Raw genomic sequence first — 14,920 nt, 5'->3', positions numbered from 1 at the left:
CGCCGGCCGCCCTTGCCGCCCGCAGCCTGACCGGCGAGGATGTTCGCATGCGACAGACCCGAAAGCTCCTGTGCACCGCCGCAGCGGTCGTCCCGCTGACGCTGGCCCCGTCCCTGGCGGCGGCGGCCCCGTTTCAGGACCCGGCCCCCACGGCGCCCGTCCGCACCGCCGAAGAGCTGACGCGCGACCTGAACAGCGGCCCGCCCTTCCCCACCCCGGCGCGTCCGGCGCCCGCCGCGAGCCCGGCCCCGACCCCGACCCCGACCCCGACCCCGAGCCCGGCTCCGAACCCGACGGCGGACGCCCTGACCCGGGATCTCAACACCCGCCCGCCCGCAGCAGCGGCGACGCGCCCGGTCACGCCCGCCCCCGCCGCCGTCGTCCCGACGCCTGCTCCCGCCGTCGCCCCACCGGTGCGGGCCGCTCCGGCCGCGACGCCCCCGGCCCGCGAGGCCGCGCCGGTAGCGGCGGCCCCTGCGGTCACTCCGGCCGCCGCTCCTCTCACCGCCCCCGTCCGGGAAGGAGCCGCGACGCCCGAGGCCGCACCGGCCCCCACCCCGACGCCTGCGCCAACGCCTGCCCCGCCGCCTGCGCCGACCCTCCGCGCGCTCGACGCGGCCGCGATCGGTCGCCTGCCCTTCGCCCTGACCCTGCCGGCCGGCACGGAGATCATCGAGACGCCGTCGGGCCAGAGCTTCGACACCTGGGCGGTGCGTCGCGGCGAGACGACGCTGCTGCGCCTCTACGCCGGGCCCGCCTCGCAGTTTCCGATCTACGACGGCGAGGTGCGCACGGTCGGCGAACGCTCGACCGTCGTGGTTACGGACGGCGCCGCGCGCCGGGCCATGGAGCATCTGTTCGAGCGCGACGGGGCTACCCCGCGCGAGATTCACGTGCTGGTCGCCACCCTGACCGGCGGCGATCTGGCGCTGGCGGAGGCGATTGGCCAGTCGGTGGACCCGCGCTGAGCGCGCCTCACCTTGCCCTTGGGCCCCCGCTCGTCTAGACGCGGGGCCCGATTTGGCCCGGGCCCACCGCCCCGCGCCGCCCTCCATCCGAGCATCCGATGAAGATCAACGGCAACACCATCAAGCCCGGCATGGTCCTGCAGCACGAAGGCGGGCTGTGGGTCGTGACCAAGACCAACCACGTCAAGCCCGGCAAGGGCGGGGCTTTCGCCCAGGTCGAGGCCAAGAATCTCGAGACCGGCTCGAAGCTCAACGAGCGCTTCCGCTCGGACGACAAGGTCGAGCGCGTGACGCTGGAGCAGAAGGACTACTCCTATCTGTTCGACAACGGCGACAGCCTCGTCTTCATGGATGACGCCAGCTACGAGCAGATCGAGCTGCAGAAGGACTGGGTCGGCGAGGACCGCATCCCCTACCTGCAGGACGGCATGAAGGTCGTCATCGAGAGCCACGAAGGCCGTCCCATCGGCCTTTCCCTGCCGGACCAGGTGGTGCTCGAGATCGCCGAGACCGAGCCGACCGTGAAGGGTCAGACCGCCTCGTCGTCCTACAAGCCGGCCACCGCCTCGAACGGCATCCGCATCATGATCCCGCCCTACATGAGCGCGGGCGAAAAGGTCGTCGTCGACACCGCCACCGGCGAGTACGTTCGCCGCGCCGACTAACTTCCCGTGAGCAAGGGGTGGTAGTGAGCGAGACGTGAGCCAGGCTCGCGTCTGCTCACCCCTCGCTCACTGGCACTTTTCACTCGAGCTTCTCCGCATCTCCGGGCCAGAGCGCCTTGTCAGGACCTGCGGACCAGGAGATCAACCATGGCCCTCGCCTCCGCCCTCCTCCAGGTCATGATCGAGGCGGTCCGCCGGACCGCCCGCCCGATCATGCGCGACTTCGGCGAGGTCTCGCAGCTGCAGGTCTCGCGCAAGGGCCCCGGCGACTTCGTCACCGCCGCCGACGTCAAGGCCGAACAGACCCTGTTCGAGCTGCTGACCAAGGCGCGTCCGGGATACGGCTTCCTCGGTGAGGAGCGCGGCCTGGTCGAGGGCACCGACAAGACCCACACCTGGATCGTCGACCCGATCGACGGCACCACCAACTTCATGCACGCCATGCCGCACTTCGCCATCACCGTGGCGCTGGAGCGGACCCATCCGGACGGCTCGGCCGAGATCGTCGCCGGGGTGACCTACAATCCGATCCTGAACGAGATGTTCTGGGCCGAGAAGGGCAAGGGCTGCTACCTCAACGACACGCGCATCCGGGTCGCCGGCCGCAAGGACCTGTCGGAGAGCCTGATCGCCACCGGCCTGCCCTTCATCGGCAAGACCGGCCACGCCCAGGCCATCAAGGACCTGCACGCCATGGGCCAGCGGGTCGCCGGCATCCGTCGCCTCGGCTCGGCCGCGCTGGACTTCGCCTGGGTCGCCGCGGGCCGCTACGACGCCTACTACGAGCGCAATCTGAAGCCCTGGGACGTGGCGGCGGGCCTGCTGTTCGTCACCGAGGCGGGCGGCGTCGTCACCACCATCGACGGCGAGGGCGAGGCCCGTTCGGGCGTGTCGATCCTGGCCGCCAACCCCGACCTGCACCCGCAGCTGAAGCGGGTGCTGAACGGCTGACATCGGGGCTTGCCCACGGCGTCGGCGCGGGCTATGTCCGCGCCTCCTGAAAGCTGGATGCGTAGCTCAGCGGGAGAGCACCTCGTTCACACCGAGGGGGTCACAGGTTCAATCCCTGTCGCATCCACCATTCCTTCCCGACATCGCCAGCCGCGGCCCTGACCGGGCCATGACGCGCTAAGGTGCGGTCGAGGCCACGCGCACCGCCACCTCGTTGCGGCGCAGCGGCGGGACTGTCCACGGCGGATCGTAGAACCAGACCAGCGGCTCCCCCTCGGCCCGCCAGCCGCCGGCCTGCAGCGCCCCGGCAAGCTCCGCCTGACGGACGGCGACAGCCTGCATCCCGGCCAGCCCGGAGAAGCGCAGCACGGCATAGGTCTCGCCCGGCAGCTCCACCAGGGTGACGGCGGGATCCCGCGGGACCGGCAGGGTCTCCATCGTCCAGGCGGCGGGCATGAAGAACTGGATCGCCCAGCGTCCGGCCCCGGCAGGTTCCTGCGCGACCGGAGCGGTCATGGAAATGCTGCGCGAGGCGCCGGCCGCGTCGGGCTCGGGCATCTGCGCGACCGGGGCCGTCATGGCGATGCTGCTGCGCGCGGTGTTGCCGCCGAAGATGTAGTTGGCCAACCTCTGAAAGCCGCGGTTGCGCGCCGCCTCGCTGCCGCCCGTGACGACCGTCTGGGCGGCGATCCGCGGGCCGTAGCGCCGGATCTCCACCTCGCCGATCCGCTCAAGCACAGTATAGGCGGGCTCCTCCGTGCCGGCGCGCACACCAACGGTCGAACAGCCGGCGGCGAGAAGCGCCGCCGCCACGCCCAGCAGGGTCTTTCTCGTCATCGTTCGTCCTCCTGGCCGCCCGCCGGACCGGTCATGCGGCAGCGCTCGGCCGCCCCCTCGATCGTGTGATAGGCCCGCAGGGCGCGGTAACAGTCGTTCGAGCGCACGCGCGTGCAGATCCGGATCGCGCCCTCGAGCGTGTAGTAGCGGTGGCTGTCGTACATGCAGATGTCGCTGTGCACATGGCTGCAGATCGCCGCGGCGCTCTCCAGCGTGCGGACCCGGTACGCTTGGGCGAAACAGTAGTTGCTGCCGACATGGCGACAGATCTCGGCGGCACGACCGGGCGTGTAGCGCTCGTGCGCGACCTGGAAGCAGGCGCTGCCGGACGGCGCGAAAAGCGCCAGAGCGGCCGCGAGGGCGGGCGTGAAGATCATGCGAGGCTCCCGTCCTTTCTGTCGTGACCGCCGGGGTCAAGGACACAGATCGCCGTGACGCGGGTGGACCGCCGTATCGGGCAGCGGGCGCGCATGCCTGTCAATGCCCCCGGAAACGCGAACGCCGGGCCCCCTTTCGGGGACCCGGCGCCTCGGGGGGGAGCTGGGAGGACCGGCCGAAGCCGGCCCGGATCAGAAGTAGAAGCGGACCGACGCGCCGACATTCCGGCCCGGCAGGACGCGGGCGAGGGTCGCGCCCGTCGCCGGCAGGGTCGGGGCCGCCACCTCGACGACGGCGAATTCGTCGAACAGGTTGCTGGCGTAGACCGACACGACAACCCGATCGATGGGTCGGACCTCGAAGAAGGCGTTGACCGTGGTGTAGCCCGGGATCACCAGCCGGTTGACGTCCTGGGAGAAGCTCTCGGTCGTGCCGACGATGCTGGCGCCCACCGTGAACAGGTCGGTGTCGTACTGCGGCGTCAGGGCGAAGATCAGATCGGCCTGACGGCGCGGCGTGTTGCCAATGAGGGCCGGGTCGGCCGCTTCGGTGATCTCGGCGCTGGTCAGGGTGGCGGTGCCGGTCAGGCTGAACGGACCGCGACGGATACCGCCCTCGAATTCGGCGCCCATCGCCTCATAGCCCTGGGTCACGAGGAAGAAGGTCGTGTTGCCGTTGGCGTCGGGGCGAAGCTGCTGGTTGGTTTCGTTCACCTCGGCCCAGAAGCCGGTGACGTTGGCGAACAGGCCTTCGGTCCGGAACTTCACGCCGATCTCGGCCTGGTCGACCGGATCATAGGAGACGTCGCTGTTGGTCAGACCGCCGGTCAGCGGGTTGACCGCCGCCGTGCGCAGGATGCGCTCGCCGGCCATCCGGCCGCCCGAGCTGTAGCGGGCGAAGGTCGAGAAGCTGTCCGACACCCGGTAGTTGGCGCTCACCGAGTAGGAGGTGTAGTCGTAGTCGTAGTTGACCGGGATCCGGCTCACCGTCTCGCCGAACGTCCGTTCAGCTTCCGACAGGACGCCGTCGCCATTGACGTCGATCGCGCGCAGCGAGGTCGGCGTATTGCCGAAGGTCTGGCCGCGCACTTCGCCCGTCTCGAACCGCACGGAGCCGCCCAGAGCCAGCTTGCCGATGCGATAGTTCAGCGAGCCGTAGGGCGCCAGGATGCGGTACTCCACGTCGGTGCGGGCGTTGCTGGTCCAGCTGTAGATGCCGTCCTGGGTGCGACGCGTGCCGTCGGTGTTGATGATGTCGACCAGCGCGGAGTCGCCGCCGCCAGCGACGTCCTGGAAGCCGGTGATCTGCTGGCGATCGAAGGCGACGTCCTGGATGGCCTTGTAGACGCCGAGGGTGGTGGTCAGGTCGCCGCCGCCCACCGACCAGACGCGGCTGGCGCGCAGATCGTTGGTGAAGTTGTCGAGGCTGTCGACCTGGCTGTTGACCAGGCTCGCCACCGCGATCAGGCCGTTCCCGTTGAGGCTGGCCGGGTTGGTGATCGTCTGGCCGCGCTGCGGGCCCGAAGCGTAGACGAGCGTGCCGGGACGCGCGCCGAAGGCCAGCGGCAGGGCCGCCGCCGGGGCCAGGGCCACCGGGAAGTTGAAGTACTGGTCGCCCGACTGGTCCGAGTAGCGCATGTGCTCGGAAATGGTCCAGCCGCCGAGGTTGAAGCGGGTCTGGAAGCCGATCGAACGCACCTGGGCGTGGCTGCCGTCCTGGATGTCGGTGCGAGCCACCTCGCCATCCGGCGTCATGTACGGAATGACGCCGAGGTTGGCGGTCGTCAGGCTGTCGCTGCGGATCGAGAAGCCCGGCAGATCGCTGTAGGACGGATCGTCGTTGCTGCCAGTCACGGCGATGGGCGACGACTGGAAGACCGGCACATGGTCATCGAGGAACTTGCCCTCGAGGCGCAGGAAACCGCCCTCGAATTCCTTGGTCACGTTGAAGCGGATCTGGCCGCCGCGGTGACCGTCGAAGCCGATGTCACGGACGCCTTCGCCTTCCCGGTAGAAGCCGCCGACGTGGAAGCGCAGGGTGTCGCTGAGGTGGCCGCCGTAGCTGAAGTCCACGCGCTGGCTGTCGTAGTCGAGGCCGCTGGAGACCTGAACCGAACCGCCCTCCACTTCGCCGGTGTTGGAGATCAGGTTGATCACGCCGCCCGGGGCGTTCGACGCGAAGGTCGAGGCCGAGCCGCCGCGAATGGACTCGATCTGCGCGACGTTGAAGTCGTAGCGCATGAAGTGGTCAGGCGTGAACGCCACGATGTCGCCGAACTGCAGGACGGGCAGCCCGTCTTCCTGCAGCTGCAGGTACTTGGCGCCGGTGCTGACCATCGGCAGGCCGCGGATGGTGTAGTTGCCCATGATTTCGCCGGACGCCGCTTCGGCGCGAATGCCCGGAATGGTGCGGAAGATGGCGTTGATGCCCGAGCTGCCGATCCGCAGGATGTCGGCGTCGCGCATGGAGCTGGTCGAGGTGGCGCTGTCCAGACGGTCGCGGGCGCGGGCGACGCCGGTCGAGACCATGTCGTCGTTGGCGCGGATACGGCTGGCTTCCCAGGCCGTCAGGCGCGGGGGCTGCTGCTGCGCGGCCTCGGCGTTGTCCGACGCGAGGACCGGCGTGGCGAGAACGAGCGGCGCGATGGCGGCCGAGAGAAGGAGAGCTTTCAAGGATGACCCCAGGCAGTGGATGTTTCTGCCGCGGAGATAGCCGCCTTAAGCATGCGCGGTGGTTAAGCCGGGCCTAAGGAGGAATACGTACCCCAGAGCTGGCTGGTTGCGGCAGGATGTCGCCCCGGAAAGAAAGAAGGGCGCCGGGTCCCAAGACCCGACGCCCCCAGGGAGGGAGGAGATCCGGCCGGAGCCGGGAGCCCTCAGAAGTAGAAGCGGACCGAGGCGCTGACGTTGCGGCCCGGCAGGACCCGCACCAGCGACAGGCCGTTGGCGGGCACCGTCGGCGCACTGACGTCGACCAGCGCCAGTTCGTCGAACAGGTTGTTCGCGTTCAGCGACACCACGACCCGATCGATCGGACGCACCTGCAGGAAGGCGTTGACCGTGGTGTAGGCCGGCATGACGAGCCCGTTGACGTCCTGGCTGTAGCTTTCGGTCGTGCCGACGATGCTCGCCCCGACAGTGAACAGATCCGTGTCATACTGGGGCAGCAGGGCGTAGATCAGGTCCGCCTGGTGGCGCGGCGTGTTGCCGATCAGGGTCGGATCGGCCGCATCGGTGATCTCGGCGCTGGTCCAGGTGGCGCTGCCGGTCAGGCTGAACGGGCCGCGACGGATACCGCCCTCGAACTCGGCGCCGATCGCCTTGTAGGCCTGGCTGACGAGCGCAAGTTCGGTCTGCCCGTTCGCGCCCTGACGGATCTGCTGGTTGGTCTCGCTGACCTCGGCCCAGAAGCCGGTCAGATTGGCGAACAGGCCGTCGGTGCGGAACTTGAAGCCGATTTCGGCCTGATCGACCGGATCATAGGCGATGTCCGGGTCCGTCAGACCGCCGCCGGCCGGATCGATGGCGACCGTGCGCAGGATCTTCTCGGCCGCGGCGCGCCCGCCGCTGCTGTAGCGGCCGAAGGTCGAGAAGTTTTCGGACACACGATAGTTCGCACTGACCGACCACGAGGTGTAGTCGTAGTCATAGCCGACCGGGATCGTCACCGCCGGGAAGGCGAAGGTGCGCTCGGCCTCGGACAGGACGCCGTCGCCATCGACGTCGATGGCCCGAACGTCCGTGGCCCCGTTGGCGATGGTCTGACCGCGCACCTGGCCGCTGTCGAAGCGCACCGAGGCGCCGAGCGCCAGCGGGCCGGTCCGGTAGTTCACAGAGCCGTACGGCGCGAGGATGCTGTAGTCGACGTCGTAGCGGACGCTGGAGCCCGGCCCGGCCGGTCCGAAGAAGTTGAAGAAGCCGTCCTGGGTCCGGAAGGTGCCGTTGGTATTGATGATGTCGATCAGCGACGATTGACCGCCGCCGACGATATCCTGGAAGAACACCGGGTACTGGCGATCGAAGTCGAGCGCCTGTTCCGAGGCGTAGACGCCGGCCGTGGTGGTCAGATCGCCACCACCGAAGCTCCAGACGCGGCTGATGCGCAGATCGTTGGTGAAGTTGTCGAGGCTGTCGATCTGGCTGGTCACGGCCGTCGACAGGGCAATCAGACCGTTGCCGTTCAGGCCGGCCGGGTTGGTGATCGCCTGGCCGGCGTTCGGGCCGGTCGCATAGGCCAGTCCGCCGGGCCGCGCACCGAAGGCGAAGGGCGCAAGAGCCGCCGGGGCCATCGCCAGCGGGAAGTTGATCACCTGGTTGCCCGATTGATCAGCGAACCGCATGTGCTCCTGCACGGTCCAGCCGCCGAGGTTGAAACGGGTCTGGAAGCCGATCGACCGAACGAGAACCCGATTGCCGTCCTGGAAGTCGGTCGTCGTCAGGTTGCCGTCGCCATTCAGGTTCCGGAACTCGCCGATATTGCCGGTGGAAAGGGTGTCGTCGCGCACCGAGAAGTTCGGCAGGTCGGCATAGGTCGGGTCGGAGTTCGTCCCCGACACCAGCATCGGCACCTGGCCGTAGTTGATCACGCGATCGTCGAGGAACTTGCCTTCCACGCGGAAGAAGCCGCCATCGAAGTCCTTGGTGACATTGAACTTGAACTGACCACCGCGATTGCCGTCAAAGCCCGCGTCGAACAGGCCCTCGCCTTCCCGATAGAAGCCCCCGACGTGATACCGGAGGGTGTCGGACAGGTGACCGCCGTAGCTGAAGTCCACGCGCTGGGTATCGTAGTCGACGCCGGTCGAGACCTGCACCGATCCGCCCTCAACCTCGCCGGTGTGCGAAATGATGTTGATCACGCCGCCCGGCGCGTTGGACGCAAAGGTCGAGGCGGAACCGCCACGGATCGACTCGACCGAGGCCACGTTGAAGTCGTAGCGAAGGAAGTAGTCCGGCGTGAGTGCGAGAATATCGCCGAACTCCAGCACCGGAAGACCATTTTCCTGGAACTGCAGGTACTTGGCGCCGGTGCCGACCATCGGCAATCCGCGGATGGTATAGCTGCTGTTGGCCTCGCCGCCGACCGCCTCGGAGCGGATGCCGGGGATGGTGCGGAAAATGGCGCCCAGCGAGGTTTCGCCGATCCGGAGGATGTCGGAGTCGGGCAGAGAGCTGGTCGAGGTGGCGCTGTCGAGGCGGTCGCGCGCGCGCGCCACGCCGGTCGACACCATATCGTCGCTGGCCCGGACCCGGCTCGCCTCCCAGGCCGTGAGGCGTCGCTCCGCTTCGGCTTCCGCCGCCGCGGGCTGAGCCGCCGCAGGGGCCGTCTGCGCGAGGGCGGGGGCGGCGAGCAGGATCGGCGCCAGCGCAGCGGTAAGGTAAAGGGCTTTCACGAGGGTCTCCATCCAGACGTTCTGTCTGACGCCACCATGTTTCAGAAACGGCTCATTTTTGGTTAAGCGGCCGCCCCGGTTCGCCAGCTCGGCGAATATTGATGGTTAACAGGAACAGCGGCGGATGAGACGGATCCGAAAGGCAAACGGGGGCGCGGTCGCCCGCACCCCCGAAGATCGACCGGCAGGACCGGAGCTTTACCTTAGAACTCTTCCCAGTCGTCCTCGCGAACCTGGGTCTTGAGGGCGAGGTTGCCGGAGACCGCCGGCGACGACCGCACCGGACGCGACGGCGCGGCGCGGGCGGGCGCGGGGGCCGGCGTAGCGGCGCGCACGGGGGTCGGCGTCAGCGCCGCCGCCGTCGCCGCGGCCGGCTGGCGCTGGGCGTTGAAACGGAAACGGGCGACCAGCGTGGCCAACTCGTCAGCCTCGGTCGCAAGAATGCGCGCGGCGGCCGTCGCCTCCTCCGCCATGGCGGCGTTCTGCTGGGTCACGTTATCCATGCTGGCGACCGCGTCGTTCACCTGCTTGAGGTTCTCGGCCTGGGTCTGGGTGCCCTGGGCGATCTCGTCGACCAGGCTGTTGGCGTCGCCGATCTTGGTGACCACCCGGGTCAGCATGTTGCCGGTCTCGGCCACGCGATCGACCCCCAGCTTCACCTCTTCCGATGACTTGGTGATCAGCTCCTTGATGTCCTTGGCGGCGTCGGCGGTGCGGCGCGCCAGCTCGCGGACCTCGCCGGCGACCACCGCGAAGCCCTTGCCGGACTCGCCGGCGCGGGCTGCCTCAACCCCGGCGTTAAGGGCCAGCAGATTGGTCTGCAGGGCGATGCTGTCGATCATGTTGATGATCTCGCTGATCTCCTGCGAGCCCGCCTTGATCGCATCCATGGCCGAGATGGCTTCCTCGACGATGGCGCGGCCGTCGACCGCATCGCCGTTGGCCAGGGTGATGGCCTTGCGGGCGTCGGTCGCGCCGCGGGCCGTCTCGCCGACCATGTGGGTGACCTGATGGGTCGCCGTGGTGGTTTCCTGCAGGCTCGACGCCTGCTGCTCGGTGCGGCGGGACAGGTGCTCCGACGCCTCATAGATCTGGGTAGCCCCCATACGCACGCCGTGGGCCGAGTTGGCCACGCGCGCCAGGCTCTCCTCCAGCCCCTGCACCGCCACATTGAACGCCTTGCGCAGCCGCTCGTATTCAGGCGCGAAGGGCGTGCTGATGACGTGGGTCAGGTCGCCGGCGGCCAGGGCCTCAAGCGCCTTGTCGAGCGCCTCGACGACCAGCCGCTGAGCCTCGTCGGAGGCAGCCTTCTCGGCCTCGGCCTCCTGCTTGGCCAGATCCGCGCGGGCCTTGGCGGCTTCGGCGGCGGCCTTGGCCACAGCGGTGTCGCGGAACACCAGCACGGCCCGGGCCATGTCGCCCAGCTCGTCGGCGCGCTCGGCGTCCACCTCTATGTTGTTGTCCCCTTCGGCCAGCTGGCGCATCGCCGCCGTGAGCCCGGTCACGGGCCGGGCGATGGCGCGGCTCAGAGCCGCGGCGAGGGTCACGGCGATGGAGATCAGGGCGATGCCCCCGACCACAAGGGCGATGATCGCGGTCAGGATGGCCGCTTCCTGGCGCTGCAGGTTCGCCGCCGTCACCGCCGCTTCCTTTTCGCGCAGCTCGCGCAGGGGCAGCACGGCCGCGCTGACGAGCACGGCGCTGCCGGCGTCACGGACCTCCTGGATCGCTTCGTCACGACGCCCGGCGCGCACCTCCTCGATCAGACGGTCACCCCAGTTGGCCCGCCAGGCGACGGTGGCCTCACGCGACTGCTCGACAAGAGCCACCTTGGAGGCATCTTCGCCCAGCAATGCGCCGAGCTCCTGGGAGACCTGGTCGTACTCGTCACGCCCCTCGTAATAGGAGCGCAGGTAGGTCTCGTCGGCCGTCACAAGAAAGCCGCGGAACTGGCTGTTCTGGCGAAGGATCGCTGTCTCCAGCGCAAGCGCCTGGGCCTCGATCGTCCGGCTGTGGTTGTTACTCTCCGTCGACGCGCGGATCATCATGATCGTGACGAAGAAGACCGCCATCATCACCGCGGCGGAGACACAGATCAGAACGAAGGAAAGGCTGAGCTTTTTGGGGATTTTCATCGCCGACAGCATGTGGTCCGTACCCCGGGTCTCTGGTCCTTGGCGCCCCGGCCTCCGGATCGGAACCGGTCGCCGGCGCGAATCTTCTGGCCGACCACACCTCGCGGACGGTTGACCACGTCTAGTCAGGGGCGACTGAACAGACGGTTAAGGTTAGACCCCGTAAAAGCCCCCATATCCGCCGCGGCCCGGCTTCACCCGCTGTTAAGGCGCGCGCCCTACCCCTGAAGCCTGCGGACCGGTGGCGCTCCAACCTCGTCAATCTCCGCATTTACCTCGGCTTGCGGTGGTGGTTTTCCGCCGCAGGACGGGCTTCGAGCGCCGGCACCGCTCCGGTGCTGCGCCAAGGCGGATACGTGTTCAGATGATTAACCTGGCCCCGGCCCCCGACGATCACGAGCTTGCCCGGCAGGCCGATCGTTGCCGCGAGCTGGGCTCGCCGTTCATCGCCGACGTTCTCGAAGCCGCCGACCGCCAGCTGGATCGCGCCCCGGTGACGGCCGCCATGGTGCGTGGCTGGCCCGGCGACAGGGCCGCCGCCGCCGTCGCCCTGCGCCTGAACGGCGCGCTGCACGCTCTTGCCCGTCGCGGCGCTCCAGAGCCCCTGGCCGCCCTGTACCGCGGCGAGCACGCCGACTTTGACGGCGCGATCGGGGCGGCGCTCGCGACCGAGGACCGCTTCATCGCGCACTGGATGCGGCACCCGACCCAGACCAATGAGGTGGCGCGGGCGGCTGCGACCATGGCGGCCCTGATGACCGCTCCGCTCGTCCGGCCCATGCCGTTCGAACTGCTCGAACTGGGCGCCAGCTGCGGCCTCAACCTTAACCTCGCCCGATATGCCTACGAGCTCGGCCCGGTCAGGGCCGGTGATCCGGCCTCGCCGGTGCGGATTGCGCCGCGCTGGCGTGGCTGGCCGCCGGCCGAGCGCCCGGTGGAGATCGCGGCGGCCAGGGGCGTTGACCTGCTGCCGCTGAACGCCGCCGACCCGGCGCACCGGGAGCGGCTGCTGTCCTTCGTCTGGGCCGACCAGCCCGTCCGCCTGCAGCGGCTTGAGGCGGCGCTCCAGATCGCTGTCGATCACCCGCCCCGCATCGACCAGGGCGACGCCGCCGGCTGGCTGGCCCAGCGCCTCGCCGAACCTGCTGTGCCGGGACGCTGCCGCGCCGTGGTGCACACCATGGTGCTCCAGTATCTGAGCCCCGGCGAGCGCCGTCAGGTGTTCGACCTGATGGCGGCGGCGGGCGAGCGCGCGACCAGCGACGCCCCGCTGATCTGGATCAGTTTCGAATGGACGCTCGACCGCCGAGAGGTCGAGCTTCGCCTGACGTGGTGGCCGACCGGGGCGTCCGCGGTCCTCGCCCGCTGTCATCCCTACGGCGACTGGATCGACTGGTTGGGCCCCATCGCCGTCTGAACCGGAACACGGCCGGCCCGCGGCCGTTCAGCCTTGCGCAACCGGATTGGCGAAGCAGGCGGCGGGGCCCCACGTGACCACCCGATGGCTTATCGATGTGAGGCTCGGCGTCGACCCGCGGAGCGCGCCCCTGCGTCGCCGGATCGTGCAGGCGGCGACGGAGGCGGAGGCGCTCCGCCGCCTGGCCGAGGACGTGGCCTGCGGGTCGCCCCACCTCGCGAACGATCAACTGTTGATCGATGGACAGGAAGAGGTCTTCGCCCGGGCCGAGATCGAGCAGCGGCTCGAGCATCACGCCGGTGAAGACGCTCCTCGGGCAGACTCAGCGGCTGCGCAGACCGAGGGCCGCCGCGACCGCTGACCAGGGCACATATTTGAAGTTCTGCGTCTCGCCCGGCAGCACGTTGCGCCCGTCCTGAACGACCACCGCGCCGGCCTCGAAGCCCGGCCCAAGGTTGGCGCTCGACACATCAAGGCCATCGGTCTCCGAGGCGCCGTCGACGCCCAGCTCTGCGTTGGCGACGATGGCGAAGGAGCCGATATAGCGATTAACGCCCGTGCGCTCGAACACGGCGTAGCTGTCGTTGCCCTGGCTCGACACGACCAGATAGCCCTCGCCCCCGCCGAGATCGTAGAGGGCGATGCCCTCGATGTCGTCCTTCAGCGCCGGGTTGTCGGCGACCATGGCCACAGGCGTGCGCGCCTCGCCGGCGTCCGGCTCGGCGCCGAAGCGCCAGACGCCAACGTCTTCCTCGCCGACATAAAGCCAGCCGTGGACGTCATCGGCCAGACAGCCCTCAGGCTGGGTCGGCAGGGCGAAGTCCCGGACCGCCTCGGCGCGCACCCGCCCGCCGACCTCGATCAGCCGCCACTGGCGCATCCGGCCATCGGAATCGTTGATGAAGGCGTAGGTCGCCCCGTCGCGCGGCGAGCGGTACAGGCACAGACCATAGGGATCATCCAGCCCCGTCGCCTGCAGCCCGTCGGCCACGTCGGTCAGTTGCCGCGTCGCCGGATCGAGCCGGTAAAGCCCGAGGCTCCGGTCCGTCCGGTTGCTCGCCGCCACCAGGACGATCTCCTCGTCGCCAAGGCGGAAGCCGGCGCGCAGGTCGACGTTGTTGACCCGGCCGACGGCCAGATACTGCAGCTGGACGCCGGCCATGTCGTAGACAGCGAGGCCCCCGCGCTTGTCGGTCCCGACCACGAGACTGGCGGCAGGATCGGTCGGGTGCGCCCAGATGGCCGGATCGTCGGCCGCATCGCCGAAGCTGGGCATGGGCGTCGTCTCGACCATGGCCGGCAGGGCGGCGAACGGCGGCGGCGGGGCGGTATCGGCCAGCGGCTGGCCCGCCTCGACGCCCAGCGCCGCAGCCAGCCCGCTGAGAGGCAAGGAGAGCCAGCGATCCGCGGCGTCGTCCTGCACGAACAGGATCCCCTCGCGGGCGACCAGCCACCCCGTCTCCTCGACCGGCGCCCCGTCGACCGCGACAGCGAGGCGACCGACGAAGGCGTGATCGCGCCGCCGGTCATACACGGTCAGGCCGCCAACGCTGGAGTCCGCCGCAATCAGCCAGGGGCCGTGCAGGGCGACGCCCTTGGTCTCGCCGCTCAGCCGGCCGAGCCCGGGCGCGTCAATGATCTGCGGCGCGGGATCCGCCTCGGCGTCCGCATTGAAGCGCCAGACCCCGACCGCTTCCTCGGCCACATAAAGATCACCGGTCGCACTGTCGGCAGCGCATTGGGTCGCCGTCGTCGGCACATGCAGGCGACGCACCGGGGTCGCGCGCAGACCATCGGCCCCGCGTCCGACGAGGAACTGGGCGATCTCGCCGCCGTCGCCAACCACAAAGGCATAGGGCAGGCCGTCGCGCGCCCCGACAATCAGACAGACGGACTCGCCGGCGAAGTCCAGCGGCGTCCGCGCCTCCCGCCCGCCCGCGCTCACGACAAGGGCATTGGCGGTCTCGTCGAGGCGCGCCGTCACCTCGACGGGCCGGTCCGCCACGCGGCCGACCACCGCGCCGGGCGCCGCGTCCGCGACCACGGTCGCCGGCAGCGTCGCGGGGGCCTGCTGGGCGTAAGCCGTCGCGGCCGCCGCCCAAGCCGCCGTGGCCATCAGAATCGCGCGCATTGTCGTCCCCTCGCTGTCGAGGTGGCCTAGCCGACCCGCTTGACGG

At 69.5% G+C, this 14,920-nt stretch carries 11 protein-coding genes and 1 tRNA gene; 6 read left to right on the top strand and 6 right to left on the bottom strand.

Annotated features, from left to right (window positions below; translation table 11 throughout):
* Nucleotides 1–47: 47 nt before the first annotated feature.
* From VGN74_RS03490 to VGN74_RS03475, 4 genes are all read left to right on the top strand, one after another.
* Entirely contained in the window at nt 48–968 is a 921-nt protein-coding gene (locus VGN74_RS03490; RefSeq protein WP_327445965.1) for a hypothetical protein, read from the top strand.
* Nucleotides 969–1,066: 98 nt separating this feature from the next.
* The gene (gene efp, locus VGN74_RS03485) at nt 1,067–1,633 is read left to right on the top strand and encodes an elongation factor P (protein WP_327445964.1); all 567 of its coding nucleotides are present in this window, start codon (nt 1,067–1,069) and stop codon (nt 1,631–1,633) included.
* 147 nt (nt 1,634–1,780) lie between these two features.
* Nucleotides 1,781–2,584: an inositol monophosphatase family protein gene (locus VGN74_RS03480; protein ID WP_327445963.1), complete on the top strand. Its 804-nt coding sequence runs from the start codon at nt 1,781–1,783 to the stop codon at nt 2,582–2,584.
* A gap of 55 nt (nt 2,585–2,639) precedes the next feature.
* A tRNA-Val gene (locus tag VGN74_RS03475) sits at nt 2,640–2,714 on the top strand.
* A 47-nt stretch (nt 2,715–2,761) separates the two neighbouring features.
* Here VGN74_RS03475 and VGN74_RS03470 read toward each other — a convergent pair.
* The 5 genes from VGN74_RS03470 to VGN74_RS03450 form a co-directional block, all read right to left on the bottom strand.
* On the bottom strand, nt 2,762–3,421 hold the full coding sequence (locus tag VGN74_RS03470; protein WP_327445962.1) for a heme-binding protein: 660 nt from the start codon (nt 3,419–3,421) through the stop codon (nt 2,762–2,764).
* A complete protein-coding gene (locus VGN74_RS03465; RefSeq protein ID WP_327445961.1) occupies nt 3,418–3,798 on the bottom strand; it encodes a hypothetical protein in 381 nt (126 codons plus the stop codon). The genes VGN74_RS03470 and VGN74_RS03465 overlap by 4 nt, the downstream gene beginning before the upstream one ends.
* A gap of 192 nt (nt 3,799–3,990) precedes the next feature.
* The gene (locus VGN74_RS03460) at nt 3,991–6,471 is read right to left on the bottom strand and encodes a TonB-dependent receptor (RefSeq protein WP_327445960.1); all 2,481 of its coding nucleotides are present in this window, start codon (nt 6,469–6,471) and stop codon (nt 3,991–3,993) included.
* Nucleotides 6,472–6,674: 203 nt separating this feature from the next.
* Complete coding sequence (locus VGN74_RS03455) at nt 6,675–9,191, bottom strand: TonB-dependent receptor domain-containing protein (protein ID WP_327445959.1); 2,517 nt, start codon at nt 9,189–9,191, stop codon at nt 6,675–6,677.
* A 203-nt stretch (nt 9,192–9,394) separates the two neighbouring features.
* Nucleotides 9,395–11,326, bottom strand: a complete 1,932-nt coding sequence (locus VGN74_RS03450) for a methyl-accepting chemotaxis protein (protein WP_327445958.1) — start codon at nt 11,324–11,326, stop codon at nt 9,395–9,397.
* Nucleotides 11,327–11,690: 364 nt separating this feature from the next.
* Between VGN74_RS03450 and VGN74_RS03445 the strand changes: the two genes are divergently transcribed.
* Complete coding sequence (locus VGN74_RS03445) at nt 11,691–12,743, top strand: DUF2332 domain-containing protein (RefSeq protein WP_327445957.1); 1,053 nt, start codon at nt 11,691–11,693, stop codon at nt 12,741–12,743.
* A gap of 73 nt (nt 12,744–12,816) precedes the next feature.
* Nucleotides 12,817–13,104 carry a hypothetical protein gene (locus VGN74_RS03440; RefSeq protein WP_327445956.1) on the top strand — a complete coding sequence of 96 codons (288 nt, stop codon included), beginning with the start codon at nt 12,817–12,819 and terminating at the stop codon, nt 13,102–13,104.
* Here the strand turns inward: VGN74_RS03440 and VGN74_RS03435 are convergent.
* The gene (locus VGN74_RS03435; protein WP_327445955.1) at nt 13,066–14,874 is read right to left on the bottom strand and encodes a phytase; all 1,809 of its coding nucleotides are present in this window, start codon (nt 14,872–14,874) and stop codon (nt 13,066–13,068) included. The genes VGN74_RS03440 and VGN74_RS03435 overlap by 39 nt on opposite strands.
* Nucleotides 14,875–14,920: the final 46 nt, after the last annotated feature.

The sequence above is a fragment of the Brevundimonas sp. genome (assembly GCF_035998205.1).
GTDB lineage: Bacteria > Pseudomonadota > Alphaproteobacteria > Caulobacterales > Caulobacteraceae > Brevundimonas.
Note: the sequence above shows the minus strand (reverse complement) of the source record. Positions and strands in the feature narration are given on the sequence as shown.